At 43.4% G+C, this 14880-nt stretch carries 14 protein-coding genes; 6 read left to right on the forward strand and 8 right to left on the reverse strand.

The features are described from left to right. Positions 1-323 precede the first annotated feature (323 nt). Positions 324-3230, forward strand: coding sequence for an RNA polymerase-associated protein RapA (rapA, locus tag ACROAE_RS05895; protein ID WP_432400070.1), 2907 nt, complete (start codon positions 324-326; stop codon positions 3228-3230). Positions 3231-3326: 96 nt separating this feature from the next. Next, positions 3327-4199: a DUF3530 family protein gene (locus ACROAE_RS05900; protein WP_432400071.1), complete on the forward strand. Its 873-nt coding sequence runs from the start codon at positions 3327-3329 to the stop codon at positions 4197-4199. A gap of 36 nt (positions 4200-4235) precedes the next feature. Here ACROAE_RS05900 and ACROAE_RS05905 read toward each other — a convergent pair whose 3' ends face one another. Next, positions 4236-5042, reverse strand: coding sequence for a crotonase/enoyl-CoA hydratase family protein (locus ACROAE_RS05905; protein WP_432400072.1), 807 nt, complete (start codon positions 5040-5042; stop codon positions 4236-4238). Positions 5043-5434: 392 nt separating this feature from the next. Here ACROAE_RS05905 and ACROAE_RS05910 point away from each other — a divergent pair, with 392 nt between their 5' ends. Together ACROAE_RS05910 and ACROAE_RS05915 are read left to right on the forward strand one after the other, a co-directional pair. Beyond that, a complete protein-coding gene (locus ACROAE_RS05910; protein WP_432400073.1) occupies positions 5435-6430 on the forward strand; it encodes a response regulator in 996 nt (331 codons plus the stop codon). Between the two features lie 17 nt (positions 6431-6447). Then, positions 6448-7404 carry a diguanylate cyclase gene (locus ACROAE_RS05915; protein WP_432400074.1) on the forward strand — a complete coding sequence of 319 codons (957 nt, stop codon included), beginning with the start codon at positions 6448-6450 and terminating at the stop codon, positions 7402-7404. Positions 7405-7537: 133 nt separating this feature from the next. Here ACROAE_RS05915 and rraB read toward each other — a convergent pair whose 3' ends face one another. From rraB to ACROAE_RS05945, 6 genes are all read right to left on the reverse strand, one after another. After that, positions 7538-7975 (reverse strand): ribonuclease E inhibitor RraB, encoded by a 438-nt coding sequence (gene rraB / locus ACROAE_RS05920; RefSeq protein ID WP_432400075.1) that lies wholly within the window; start codon positions 7973-7975, stop codon positions 7538-7540. Positions 7976-8056: 81 nt separating this feature from the next. Further along, on the reverse strand, positions 8057-8791 hold the full coding sequence (locus ACROAE_RS05925; RefSeq protein ID WP_432400076.1) for a 1-acylglycerol-3-phosphate O-acyltransferase: 735 nt from the start codon (positions 8789-8791) through the stop codon (positions 8057-8059). Between the two features lie 197 nt (positions 8792-8988). Then, positions 8989-9756: a metal ABC transporter permease gene (locus ACROAE_RS05930; RefSeq protein ID WP_432400077.1), complete on the reverse strand. Its 768-nt coding sequence runs from the start codon at positions 9754-9756 to the stop codon at positions 8989-8991. Positions 9757-9760: 4 nt separating this feature from the next. Continuing rightward, positions 9761-10666 carry a metal ABC transporter solute-binding protein, Zn/Mn family gene (locus tag ACROAE_RS05935; RefSeq protein ID WP_432400078.1) on the reverse strand — a complete coding sequence of 302 codons (906 nt, stop codon included), beginning with the start codon at positions 10664-10666 and terminating at the stop codon, positions 9761-9763. Beyond that, positions 10650-11849 carry a hypothetical protein gene (locus ACROAE_RS05940; RefSeq protein ID WP_432400079.1) on the reverse strand — a complete coding sequence of 400 codons (1200 nt, stop codon included), beginning with the start codon at positions 11847-11849 and terminating at the stop codon, positions 10650-10652. Before ACROAE_RS05940 ends, ACROAE_RS05935 begins: the two co-directional genes overlap by 17 nt. Before the next feature lie 264 nt (positions 11850-12113). Further along, positions 12114-12404: an ABC-type zinc uptake system zinc chaperone gene (locus tag ACROAE_RS05945; RefSeq protein ID WP_432400080.1), complete on the reverse strand. Its 291-nt coding sequence runs from the start codon at positions 12402-12404 to the stop codon at positions 12114-12116. Between the two features lie 213 nt (positions 12405-12617). Between ACROAE_RS05945 and ACROAE_RS05950 the strand changes: the two genes are divergently transcribed. Then, positions 12618-12743: a hypothetical protein gene (locus ACROAE_RS05950; RefSeq protein WP_432400081.1), complete on the forward strand. Its 126-nt coding sequence runs from the start codon at positions 12618-12620 to the stop codon at positions 12741-12743. Positions 12744-12759: 16 nt separating this feature from the next. Here the strand turns inward: ACROAE_RS05950 and ACROAE_RS05955 are convergent, their stop codons facing one another. Next, positions 12760-13083, reverse strand: a complete 324-nt coding sequence (locus ACROAE_RS05955; RefSeq protein WP_432400082.1) for a hypothetical protein — start codon at positions 13081-13083, stop codon at positions 12760-12762. Between the two features lie 129 nt (positions 13084-13212). Here ACROAE_RS05955 and ACROAE_RS05960 point away from each other — a divergent pair, with 129 nt between their 5' ends. Next, positions 13213-14862, forward strand: a complete 1650-nt coding sequence (locus ACROAE_RS05960; RefSeq protein WP_432400083.1) for a mechanosensitive ion channel family protein — start codon at positions 13213-13215, stop codon at positions 14860-14862. Positions 14863-14880: the final 18 nt, after the last annotated feature.

The following is a 14880-nucleotide window of genomic DNA, read 5'->3' on the forward strand; positions in this document are numbered from 1 at the left end:
TTGATTTCAATCTATCGACTTAAACGCTTAACATAAAAGGATAATTTATTTCATTATTGAAAACAGGCTGTATGTTTAGTCATTAGCAAACTTAATATGACTCTACAACATACTTAAATGACTATGGCACCTGCATCATCATAACTCAATAAAATATGGTTATCCCTTGTTCCACAGTATGACGTCAATGTGACACTGAAATGTCAATTTGTTGTAAAAACACCCAACTGATAGATAAATCGATGCTAGAATTTCAATCTGCATGGGTTTGGTTTAACATACGCCCCCTTTTTGTTTCCCCCGCTTCAAATAGAGAATTAAAGATGCCTTTTGCTTTAGGTCAACGCTGGATTAGTGATACCGAGTCGGAGCTCGGATTAGGAACCGTCGTTCAAATTGAAGGCCGCATGGTTACGCTGCTGTTCCCTGCCACTGGAGAAAACCGGATGTTTTCTCGCAGTGAAGCTCCCTTAACTCGGGTTATTTTTAACCCCGGTGACACCGTAGAAAGCGGTGAAGGCTGGAGTATCACCATCAATGAGGTTGAAGAAAAAAGCCAATTGGTGATTTATCACGGGATTCATAGTGAAACCCAAGAAAACGTCAGCCTTCGTGAAACAATGCTGAGCCACAATATTCGTTTTAATAAACCACAAGATCGTTTATTTGCTGGGCAAATCGATCGTTTAGAGCGTTTTGGTGTGCGTTACCAATGTCAGCTATTACGCCATAAATTAGCCACATCAGATTTACTGGGCCAGCAAGGCCCGCGCGTTGGACTGATTGCGCATCAGCAGTGGATTGCTCACGAAGTCGGTCGTCGCTATGCACCGCGTGTATTACTGGCCGATGAAGTGGGTTTAGGTAAAACCATTGAAGCAGGCCTGATTATTCATCAGCAGTTATTAACCGGTCGCGCTGAACGTATTTTAGTGATTGTGCCAGACACACTGCGTCATCAATGGTTAGTCGAAATGCTACGCCGCTTTAACCTGCGTTTCTCTGTATTTGATGAAGACCGTTGCGTTGAAGCCTATGCCGACAATGACAACCCGTTTTATACCGAACAGTTAATCATTTGCTCACTTGATTTATTGCGCAAGAAAAAACGCCTAGAGCAAGCTTTAGACGCTGACTGGGACTTAATGGTTGTCGACGAAGCACATCACTTAGAATGGTCTGAAGACGCGCCAAGCCGCGCCTATCAAATCGTAGAAGCATTAAGTGAAGTGGTGCCGGGTGTTTTACTGCTTACCGCGACCCCAGATCAATTAGGTCATCAAAGTCACTTTGCACGTTTACGTTTACTCGATCCCGATCGTTTTTACGATTACGACGCATTTTTAGCAGAAGAATCGAGCTACAAAGACGTTGCTGATGCCGCTGAAGCATTAAGTAAAGACGCTAAGTTGCCCGACAGTGCAATCAACAGTTTAACGGAACTGCTCAGCGAAAAAGACATTGAGCCAAGTATTCGCTTAATCCAATCAAAAGAGGTTGATAGCGAGCTACAACAAGCGGCGCGCCAAGACTTATTGCAAGAGTTACTCGACCGTCACGGGACTGGCCGTGTGCTGTACCGTAACAGCCGCGCCTCGGTAAAAGGCTTCCCTAAGCGTTTCTTTAATGCCTACCCACAAGAAATGCCGGCTCAATATGTCACCGCTGAGCGTGTTAATGCCATGATGGGCAGCGCAAAAACGGCGCAAGCTAAAGCGATACAAGCGTTAAGCCCTGAAAAACTCTACCAAGCATTTGAAAATGACAGTGCCAGTTGGTGGAAGTTTGATCCGCGCGTAGATTGGTTAATCGAATTTTTAAAATCGCATCGCAGCAAAAAAGTGCTGATTATTGCCAGCCAGGCAGAAACAGCCCTTAGCCTTGAAGAAGCCTTGCGTACTCGCGAAGGGATTCAAGCAACAGTATTCCACGAGGGCATGTCGATCATCGAGCGCGATAAAGCCGGTGCTTACTTTGCGCAAGAAGAAGGCGGTGCACAGGCACTAATTTGTTCTGAAATCGGTTCTGAAGGACGTAACTTCCAGTTTGCGAGCCACTTAGTCTTGTTCGACTTACCGCTCAATCCAGACTTACTTGAGCAGCGTATTGGTCGTTTGGACCGGATCGGCCAACAAAACGATATTCAAATACATTTACCTTACTTACGCGACACTGCGCAAGAACGTCTAATGCGTTGGTATCATGAAGGCCTTAATTCATTTGAGTTAACGTGTCCTAGTGGCCATGTGTTATTTGGTGAGTTTGCTGATGAGTTGATAGCCGTACTGAGTCACGACGATGAAGATGCCATGGTGCAGCTACTTAACCATACGCAGCACCGCTATAAAGAACTCAAACATGCCATGGAACAAGGCCGCGATAAGCTGCTAGAAATTAACTCTCATGGTGGTGAGCGTGCCAATAAATTAGTACAACGTTTGTCAGACAGCGACAACGACACCCAGTTGATTGGTTCGGTTATTCGCCTTTGGGACATCATTGGTGTTGATCAAGAAGACCGTGGTGAAAACTCGATTATTTTGCGCCCTAGCGAGCACATGATGTTCCCCACTTACCCAGGCTTGTATGAAGATGGCATAACGGTAACCTTTGATCGTACTACTGCCTTATCACGTGATGATATTGCGTTTATCTCGCAAGAACATCCGCTAGTGCAAACAGGCTTAGATTTAATCACAAGCTCTGAAACCGGCACCACTAGCGTGGCAATCCTTAAAAATAAAGCGCTGCCTGCTGGCACATTATTTTTAGAATTGATCTACATGGCTGACGCATCAGCCCCTAAATCAACTCAGTTATACCGTTATTTACCGCCAACACCTATCCGTGTGTTGCTCGATAAAAACGGCTTAAACCTAGCCGATAAAGTCGATTATGCCAGCTTTGATAAACAGCTAAGTGCAGTAAATCGACATATCGCCAGTAAACTGGTCAATGCATCGCAGCCAATATTGCACCCTTTATTTGCTAAAGGTGAAGAGCATGCAAAACAAGCTCTGGGCGACTTAGTCACCGATGCACGCGCTAAGATGACCCAACAATTAACTGGTGAGCTTGAACGACTTGAAGCCCTAAAAGCCGTTAACCCGAACATTCGCGAAGATGAGCTAGAGTATATTCGCAACCAAATGGTCGAGCTAACCGGTTACATGGACAACAGCCAGTTACAGCTTGATGCCATCCGCATGGTGTTAGTGAGTCACGTTTAATCCCTATTACGATAGAGAAAATATTTAGTACTTTGATAATGCCCTGTTTTCAGGGCATTATTGTTTTTAGATTTTATGTTTACTGGTGAGGTTTTTGTGCAAGTAAGACATTTTTGCCACATAGTAATGATTGCCGTTGGGCTGTGGGCACTCGTCCCTGCCGCAAGTGCGCAGCAAAAGTACGCTCACGTAAACAGCAATGAAATTAAATTTATTACCGTCGATGGGAAACAGTCAGAAGTATTAGTTCGCTCATGGCAAAGCAAAAAACAATTTGGTTCGCTGATGATTGTAGGACCATCAGACACCGATGCCGATGCTAACGGGTTGGCGAGTTATTTACGCACTCAAATTAATCCTCGCGGCTGGGCCAGCATCAGCTTAACCCCGGCAAAAGGGCTTTATCGCCCCAACTATGCCACCAAACCTGAAGATATTAACAAAGCCGGCAGCGAACAAATCACCCTCAGCACCAATAAAAGCATCCCTAAGTACACCTCAGAACAATTGCTCGAACTGCGTAATTTTCAACAAGCGGCGCTAAGCGAAGCAATAAATCAGCTCGGCTCAACCGTAAGCTTATTTCCGGGGGCCAGTATTCTCGTTGCTATTGACGACAGCGCGGGCATGGTCACCAACTTACTTTATGACAAAAAAATCCCCACACCCGATGTATTTGTGGTGGTTAACCCTTACCGCGAGTTTGAATATTTAATCGATCCGCAAAGTCAGCGTAAATCGATCGCTGAGCAGTTAGTGACAATGTCATTACCGATCCTCGACATTCAATCGAGCGATGCCCATCCTATTTCGATTACCGAAGCGCCCACAAGACTGAATTACAACCAAGTGAAACCCGCTCGCTATTATCGCCAATATCAAATGAGTTTGGATTTTAGCAATCAAAGCGGCTGGGAAGAGGCTCTCGATCAAATAGAAGGTTTTTCACGAACCGTCATCGGCCGTTAATGGGCTTTTGCAACATCGTATTATCGGTATCCATTCTTACCACCAAGATTGCCTCACGTGATAAGCCTTGTCAGGATTTTTAGTTTGCCTAATGGCCGCAATCACTCGGTTTTTTCCTATTAACAAGCGAATTTGACTCAGAGATTCTCGAGCTAATAAGCTGCGGATCGACCCAGTCCAATTTCGGTTGATACTTAGCTTAATGGCGGCATTCGCATCGGGTGAAGTACGCATAATTTTATTAGCGAGCTCCACCGCGGCGTCATAAGGCGTATCGCTAATTTGAGTGATCATGCCAAGTTCAAGCGCTTGTGGCGCCGTTAAAATATCAGCAGTATAAGTCAGCATTAACGCTTTATCTTTAGGCATAATTTGACGTAACGCCACCAACCCCGCCATATCAGGTACTAAGCCCCATTTCGCTTCCATAATCGATAATTTGCAATCAGGACTGGCAATACGAATATCGGCGCCCAGTGCTATTTGCATGCCGCCACCGTAGCAACAGCCTTCAAGAACCGCAATAACAGGCATAGGCAACCGCTGCCACCCCAGAGACACTCGTTGTGCTAAATTGGCATTACCGGGTAGCCACTTAAACAATAACTTCATGGCTTTGCTCGGCGAACTCGCCACACTTTTAACATCTAAACCGGAACAAAAATTCCCTTCGGCACCAGACAACACCACCGCGTTAACACTTTTATCTGCAGCAATTTGCTTAATCACCTTATCAATCGCCTTAAACATCTCAAAACTGAGCGCATTGATTTTACTCGGACGGTTTAAACAGACATGCGCTATTCCGTGTTCGATACTAAGCTTAATTAAATCCTTTTCCATAAATGGGTTCCACTCATCTGGTCAGTCCAGTTTTCAGATTAACATATCTGGACTATCTGTCGAATAGTAATAACATGACAAATAAGCGTCACTGGTCAAAATATTGCCATGATGTTTATAGTAAAATAATGAAGATGACCTATTTTCGATTAACAACTAACAGGTAATAGCGTGCTTGAAACTGTTAATAATGGGAGTTACACCGCAACTTATGTTACAAAGTTGTTTTTTATGATGTTGAATTACCCATTTTATTAACAATTAAGTATAATGAATGTTCAAAAACAAAGTGCTGTAAAACAGCCCTAATAATAACGATGACGCCTCGCACCACTCGCGACTGCATTTAAGAGTGCTTTTTCCTAAAGGCGAATTAAGGAACACCTGTCACAATGACTATACCGATATTGATATGTGATGATTCTGCATTAGCCAGAAAACAAATGGCACGAACTCTGCCCAAAGATTGGGACGTTGAAATTAGCTACGCCACAAATGGTGCAGAAGGTCTCGATATTATCCGTGCCGGTAAAGGCGAAATTGTATTTCTCGACCTTAACATGCCTGTGATGGACGGTTACGAAGTGCTCCAGGCAGTACAACAACAAGATTTGCCCGCACTGATCATTGTGGTGTCTGGCGATATTCAAATTAAAGCCCATGAACGGGTTAAAGCATTGGGCGCACTCGACTTTATTCAAAAGCCTGTGAGCGCCGATGCCATCAGTAACATCTTGCAAGAATATGGCATTCTGACTCTGACTCAAGGCTCTAAAGCCGACGACACGCCAATAATGAAAGTGGACTTGCGCGATGCATGTCAAGAAATCGCTAACGTTGCGATGGGCCGCGCTGCCGATTTATTAGCAAAATTACTCGATGTATTCGTATTACTGCCTATTCCAAACGTTAACGTGCTTGAAGTTAGCGAGCTCACCATGGCATTAAAAGCCACTGAGCAGAGTGCAAAAGTATCAGGGCTTTGCCAAGGGTTTATTGGTGCTGGCATTGCGGGTGAAGCATTGTTGCTATTCCATGATTCTAGCTTTGAAGACATGGCAAAACTCATGGGGTTAGAGAACCCAGATGATATTAATACTGAAATCGAAGTCATGATGGACACAGGTAATGTGCTCATTGGGGCCTTTTTAAATGGTATTTCAGAACAGCTCGACATGAAATTCAGCCAGGCACATCCCGTGGTACTTGGTAGACATTGCAGCGTTAACGAACTCATACACGACAATTCAGAAAAGTGGCAGCGCACTCTCGCTATGGAAATTAATTATCGCATTGAAGATTACAATATCCAATGCGACTTATTGCTGCTGTTTACAGAAGATTCAATCCCTACGCTTAACTACAAGCTCGGCTACCTACTCGACTAACGCTGGATAACTTTATTATGTCAAATGACCAAAGTGCGATGAACGAACTACACTGGCTAATCGATATGGTACAAACCATTGAAGTAGGCCTAGTGGTGCTCGATCGCGACTATAATATTCAGCTGTGGAACGGGTTTATGGAAAACCACAGCGGCGTATCGCCTAATTCAATTAAAGGCCATAACTTATTTGAAAAGTTTCCCGAGTTGCCTGCAGATTGGCTTAAGCAAAAGATGGAGTCGGTGTTTGTCTTAAAAAACCGCACTTTTATTAGTTGGGAACAGCGCCCATATGTATTCAAATTTAAAAATTATCGTCCGGTTACTGGTCGCGCTGATTTTATGTTCCAAAACATCACTTTGCTACCACTTGCATCGCTTACTGGGCAAATTACTCATATCAGTATTATTGTTTATGATGTTACCGACATTGCGGTCAATAAATTACAATTAAAGGCCGCTAACGAGCAATTAGAAGAGTTAAGCCAAACCGATGGTTTAACCCAACTGCATAATCGTCGTCATTGGCAGCTTTGCATGGAAAAAGAGTTTGAGCGTCATTCGCGCTACGGCGATACCTCAACCTTAGTGATGATCGATATCGATAACTTTAAGCAGGTTAACGATAAATATGGTCACCCAGCGGGCGATAAAGTGATTCAACACATTGCGTATCTATTAAAACAGTCGCTACGTGAAACCGATTGCGCTGGCAGATATGGCGGAGAAGAGTTTGCTGTTGTGCTGTCGAAAACCACGGCTGACGAAGCATTACACTTTACAGAGCGCCTAAGACAGCGCATTGAAGAGTCTGAAGTCGCATTCGATAATCGCCTCATTAAAGTCACGGTGAGTTTAGGCATTAACGATCTTAGCTCGCAAATTGATAACAGTTCTAACTGGTTATCTGGTGCAGACAAAGCATTATATATGGCTAAACAAGAAGGCCGTAATAAGAGCGTGGTGTTTAAATAACAAACCGAAACGACCTGTAGATTAATCGATAGAGCGACATGATATCACTGGCCCTCGCGACAATAATCTACATCGGCTAAAATAAAAAACGCTCATCAATGATGAGCGTTTTTTTAATGTTTACCGTTGCGGATTAATGAAACGAATCGGTATCATCGTCGTCAAAACCGTCATCTTCAAATTCATCATCTTCGTCGTCATCTTCAGCATCTGCTTCATCGCCAACAAAGTAAGTACCCCAACCGTCGTAATCCACTTTTTGCTTAACAGCAAGTTGAATCATTTGTTCACAGGCCTTATCAAGCAAAGGCGTTTCTAACTTGTGATGGGCAATTGCGTCAAAACAAAAAATGATAGAACCATCGTCTAATTCCATTTCTTCGGCATCGTTAACTTCAAAGCCAAGCTTAAATGCATCAACAGCGGCTTTTTCTAAACGGTCAAAGTTGGTCGCCGAAAAATGATGTTCAATTGTATATTCCGCATCAGGCTCTGAACCATCAGCAAGTAAGGCATCAACAATTTCGCGGTTTTCAGCAAATTGCTCTTTTAACTGACGCTCGACAGACATGGATTACTCCGTTAATAAACACATATAAATTTTAGCCAATTATACCCAAACTCGAGTAAGTTGCGAACTTATCAACGCAGTTTAGTATTTAACGGTTTGATTTAATGCTAACGCTTCTTTATTTAACTCAACCAGTCTTGCTGACATGGCCTCATGAACTTTAGCACTAAAGGCTTTAACGTCATTTTTAGTTAATCCTTCAGTCGGCATCGGTGGCATCATTTCGACAATCACAATACCGTTATTCCAACGATTTAGCTTAATATGGTCCTGACATGAAGCTAATACTGGTACAACAGGCACTTGCGCTGCAATAGCCGTGTGAAATGCGCCCACTTTAAAGGGTAATAAACCGCGACCACGTGAACGAGTACCCTCAGGGAAAATCCACACTGATAACAACTTAGTTTTCATTTTCTCTACGGTTTTAGCCATCGTATCAAACGCGCTATGACGGTTTTTACGGTCAATCAGGATATTGCCAGACAACCAATAAATCTGCCCAAACAATGGCATCCACGCCAAACTCTTTTTACCTAGGCTTACGGTACCTTTTGGCACTGCAGAGGTGTGAGTGAACAAATCGAAGTTGTTTTGATGGTTTGCTAAATAGATGCACGGTTGTGGCATGTCACTGACAGGATGAACCCGGGTAATGACTTTTATGCCCAGCACCGGCGCAACAGAAGAGAAAATCTTAGCCACGACATGAACGTTATTGCGATGCATTGGCCTTAAAAGGCAAAAAACCATTACGAAAACAAAGGCTAAAAACAATAGCACGGCGAGAATAATTAAACGAGCGATTAGCAGCACAGCATACTCCTGCAAAATAATTGTCGACAGTATAACGATGCAGGTCTAGGGACTCAATTATTTTGTTTACATATGTACGCTGAAATACTCTGCCCTGCTATACAGGGCAGAATAATACGATTTATGTGACAGCCATGCGACATTCCTAGGTTAAATGAATGTCGCAATGTTTAATGATGTCATACCAACGCTGCAAACTAAGCCGCTGTAGGACGAAGTTTGAGTAACTGTCTAAACACTAGCGCGCTGATCGCCAATGTCGCGACAATCGCTGCGCCGCTTGGCAAGTCGTAGCTAGCAGACAATAATAAGCCTGCTACATAACCAACGATACCAACTGCATAAGCCCACCCGAGTTTATATTTACCTAAGTATTTGTTTAATGCCAATGCCGGTAAAATAAGGGTGCTGAACACTAAATACACCCCAACAAGCTCTACCGATAAGGTAATCACTAACGCAAATAAAAAGTAAAAACCCGCCCCGTCGAGTATATTGGGCTTAATCGCAATTAATGCCAAAATCGCAACAGAGACCACAGCAGGTATCATCAACTGCGACCAACTCACCCACAAAATTTGCCCAGACATAAGCTGTTTTAACAACTCTGCACCATGAGGATCGTTTGCCAGCAATAGCATCGCCGCAACAGCGCTTAACACATAAAAGCAACCAATCATTGCCTCAAGCTCACCTGTCAGCCGCTTAGCCATCCAGGCTATAACGCCAGCGCCAGCAAGTGCAAACAATGCCGGCATCCACATATGAACAAAAGGTAAACCTTCGACATCATGATCCATGTGAGACACTATCGCCCCTAACGCTGCGACTTGTGCAATGGCTAAGTCGATAAAAATAATACCGCGCTTTAGCACTTGCTGGCCCAGCAACACATGAGTTGATAACACCAACAAACCAGCCGCTAACGCGGGTAATAATATCGACAGAAGCTCAACATCAAACATGGCGTTATTTCACCCCATTTAGTAGGGCTAATAAGCTGTCATATAGGCTGAATAAATCTTGGCTTTGCTCATTGCCACCCACAGACATAGGTAACATCACAACGGGTAAATTAGCACGTTCACCTAACCATTTTGCACCACGTTCGTCCTGATAAGACGCCACTATTACGGCCATGACATCGCCTTTTTCTGCTCGAGTCAGTAAACTTGCTAAGTGGCTACTGGTAGGGGCCAAACCTGGTTTTGGTTCGAGGTCGGCAACTTGTTCTATTCCAGTCCAGTTAAATAAATAACGGAAACTTGAGTGATAAGCGATAACCTTTTTACCGGCCAAACCTTTAGCTTGCGCTTGCCACTGAGGAGTTTTAGCCTCCCAACGTTGGCTAAAATCAGCTAAAGACTGCTGATATTCGCTGCTGTTTTGTGGGTCGAGTTTAATCATCTTGGCGCTAAGTGCTTTGGCAATGGTAAGCATACGCTCTGGGTCTAGGTGTAAGTGTGGGTTCCCTTTGGCGTGTACGTCACCCATTGAACGGTCAACACTCGCCAATTTATCCAAAGTGTCGACTTGTTCAGCGGCAAAAAATAAGCCTTTATCAGTAGACTTAACCTTAGGATTAGACGCTTTCATCTGCAGCATAGGTAGCCAGCCAATTTCTAAATCGGCACCCGCACATACCACTAAATCTGCTTGACGCATTTTAGCAATTAAGCTTGGACGTGCTTGCACTTGATGAGGATCTTGCATGGCTGTCGTTGCCGAATATACGTCTGCCGACGGCGCTAACGTTTTAGCTAAAGCACCGTATTCTGCTTCACAGGCAAACACATTAAGTTCCGCTTTTGCTGTCGCGGTAAACAGCAGTGACAATGACGTCACTGCTAAAAGCATTTTAGAATTGATGCGCACCGTGAGCTCCTAATGACATGACATATTGTAAAGTAACGATATTATCGTCTTCGAAACCATCAAAGTTAGTACCTTGCTGATGGGTATACTGCAAGCGCACAGTTGAAAAATGGCTGCTGTGCCATGCAAGGCTAACTTCAGTTTCTTTCAGCTTTTGCGGGTCTAAATGATCTTCATGGATTTCAAACGTATCCACTAAGCCATAACGCACACCGGCAGACCAGCTTGGAGAAAACTGATAAACGCTGCTTAAATACCAACCTTCATGATAATCATCACCGCTTAACTCATGGTCATCTACATCGCCGACATCATCAACGTGACCAGGCTCTTCACCAAAAATATCTGTCACTCTGAAGTATTCACCGCTTACAGTAAGATTTTGGTACTTGTAGTTACCATTGGGTGCCCACTTGTAGACAAAATCTGCAATATAAGTGTTTTCCCCAGTGTATGAAGCACTGTGGCTGTGCTCATGCTCATCAGCTATTTCTTCATCTTCTTCGTGCTCTTCAGCATACGCTAAGCCATTTTCATTGCGTAAATAACTTAACCCTAGCTGCCATGAACTTTCAACACCAATATCGCCACCAATTTTGGTTAACGCAGTAAACACACCGACATCGTCAAAATCACGCTCGCCATGTTCGTCAGTAGCGCGCAAACTGTCCCCGCCAAATGCTTCAAGACCCATGGTCCAGTACAGATCCGTTGGCGCTACGTAGCTTAAGCGCACACCATCATCAAAATAATGGCCGCCTAAAAAAGCACGATACGCTGCAGGACGCTCAGAAAATGCATCTGTATGTAGATGTTGATTATTTAAGTAACCAATATCAGATAAAAAACGACCCGCACGCACAGACAAACCACTTGGTAGCGCTAACGTTTGAATAAATGCTTCTTCCAAATTCAATTCAGTTTCGCCATCAGCTGACTCAATTACGGCTGTGACTTTACCGTAAAAGTTGTCATCAATATTGGCACTTAACGCCAACTCCGTTTCGCCTAGTCCAAAGCCTTCTTCACGCTCAGCTAAAGGGCGATCGCCCGTTTGATAATAACCGTCTAATACGGCACTAATACTAGGATTAGTTAAGCTTGAGTCTTCAGCCATTGCCGAATAAGAACTAACAGCACACGCCAGTGCCAATAAAGAAATGCGAGTGTTTAACGCAGACATGATATCTCCAAAATACAACAAATAGCCGACTTTCTAGGTATAAATACACCGGCTGACAACAGAAAATTGATGTGCCTAAATCAGGGGTAAAAGATTGATAATCTTATTAATTAAACGCGATTAAGCTGGCTATTTAGCTTTGCTAATACACTGAATTAACACCACAATAGCTTGTCTATTGCAGGTGAAAAATACAGTTCGCAAAGTAAAAGGCGGCTTTAGCGTCGTTTACTATCCTGAGTTTAGGTAAAATACGTTGTTGGATTAACGAGATACAGGCGGGGCGCGGCTTTGATAATAAGCATGAAATACGCTAAGCAGAAATGGTAGCGTATATTGTTGACGTTCAAAAGTTTGCTTACTTGCGTTAAATACAAGTTCGCTGGTGTGAATCGTTTTATTTAACTGATGTTGATGAAAACATAAGGTACAGTGATTTTGCACCCCATCATCAAGATGGCGCACTGAGTGGGCAGACGCAGCAATAGACAGCACAATCAAAATGGCACTGAGCCAGATTGCGATAGTTTGTCTAATGTGGATGCGTGAACTCAACGGCACAACTCCATCAGGTTAATAAATGTGAGCATTAGTGTAAAAGAGCCGTGCTGAAAAGCAACACATAGATTGTGACAATTCATGATCATGGGCTAAATCCATGGCGTCACAGTCGACTTTTCCATCACGTTGAGTGTTTTTAAGATAAGCTTAAGCTGTGACTCATACCATTAACGCAATAGACAATACCACCTCAATAGGATCCACATCATGACACAATTTATTCGCGAAAATATCGGCATCATTTTAGTCATGGCCATCGTAGGCATTGTCGTACTCGGCGGAATTTACTATGTAGAGTCGTCATTAGAAAGCCAAGTCATCGTGGTTGACTAAACCAATCTGGCCAAGCTTATTTTTTATTTATGCTAGCGTCATCTTCTGGCGCTTCAACCATGTTTAAATGATCCATAATATGTGATAACCCCACTACAATTACCGCTAAAATAATCAATGGCGTGGTGATATGTGTAACGCCTTCAACAAAATAAGCCACTAACGCTGCTATCACCCCACTATAAAAACCGACTATTTTGATCATAGCTAACGCTTTATTGTGCCCAAGCCATGCTGCACAATGCGGACATTGCACCTCAACCGATAACCCTTTGCCGCGGCTTTCTGTGACTTTAGCAATAGAAAAGTGTTTGTAGCAATGGGCGCATTGCAGTGCCATGTTGAGTACCGTTAATCAATAATGGCCGCAAGTTTAACAAATAACCCTGCTAATAACATCGCTGAACATAGCTCCATCTGTGGTTTTCTACTATCATAATCGCAACTTAGCCTCATAGGACGCGCTTAGATGTTACGGATTTTACCTGCTTTACTTTTATTGATAACCACATTGTTACTGACTCCATCTGTGTTAGCACAAGACCCCATTGCAGCAGTACCAGAAACAACCAGTGTCGCTATCGACACTAATACGCTCAATAAAATGACCTTGTTGCAACAAACCATTGACCATAACACGAAGCTACTACCAGTAACCAAAGGCGAGATGCGGACCATTACCGAATACCGTATTAAAAATAAGTCCTCACAACTGCGTGACGAAATCGACCAATTGATTAGGGCCGGCACAACAGATCCACAATACCTGATCCCCTTAGTGCAAAATCAATTGGTGTTTTTACGCCAAGTGATTAACTATTTAGATGCCGATTTATTGTTACTCAGTAATCAATTAGGCAGTGACGATGACAGTAACGTGATTGCCGCCATGTCTGACCGTGAATTGGAGCGCGACCATTACTTAAAAGCGACATTAGACACGCTGCAATGGGCAGAAATGCTAGCCATTGATGTCACCACGCAAAAGCAAACGTTTACTGATTTTATGCTTCAGCGAGCTGACCAATTTGACAGTTTAGTGAATTACACCCAAGACGAATTACAAAAAGCCGTGGCAGAAGCCGCTACTGCGGGTGCAGACATTAGCGCCGAACAAAAAGCCAATGTGCTCTCTCTAAAAGAACGTTTAGGCCAAAACAGTTCAAGCTTAGCGATTTCAGCATCGATACTTGAAAGCTTAGGGCAAAATGTATCGCAACTAAAACAAACCTTATTTAGTGTGTCTGGCGATATTACCCAGGACGTGTTGAACTTTAGCGTGGCGTCTAATTTACTTCAGGGCTGGGCAAAAGTGATTAAAGATCAAACCATCAATAACGGCCCTAACCTCACGTTTAAAATTTTGGTGTTTTTATTCATTTTGTTCGTGACCAGCTTAGTCGCCAAAATCGTAACCCAAATTATCGCCAAGACAGTCCGCGCCTCTAAATTACAATTTAGCCAGCTATTACAAGAGTTTTTTATCTCGCTGTCGAGCAAAGTCGTCTACGCGGTGGGCTTATTAATCGCCTTATCACAACTGGGATTTGAACTTGGGCCATTACTGGCAGGCTTTGGTATCGCCGGTGTGATTATCGGGTTTGCATTACAAGACACACTGTCAAACTTTGCCTCGGGCATGATGATCTTAATTTATCGCCCATTTGATGTAGGTAACTTGATTAATGCCGCCGGCGTTACCGGCCGAGTAAGCCACATGAGCTTAGTGTCGACCACTATCAAAACGTTGGATAACCAAAGACTGATTGTCCCTAACAATAAAATTTGGGGAGACACGATTAACAATATTACCGCTGAGCATCAACGCCGTGTCGACATGACGTTTGGTATTAGTTACAGCGACAATATTGAGCATGCGGAAACGATTTTAAAAAGCATTGTTGAGCAACACCCTAAAGTGAATGCCCAACCAGAACCGATTGTAAAACTGCATACATTAGGCGAATCATCGGTCGACTTTATTGTCAGACCCTGGGTAAAACCAGATGATTACTGGGAAGTGTATTGGGATATTACTCGCGAAGTTAAAATGCGCTTTGACGCTGAGGGTATTAGCATTCCGTTCCCGCAACGCGATGTGCATATTTATCAAAAATAATAAGCGGGTATACACGAA

This window comes from Shewanella sp. MF05960 (genome assembly GCF_050849305.1).
Lineage (GTDB): Bacteria > Pseudomonadota > Gammaproteobacteria > Enterobacterales > Shewanellaceae > Shewanella.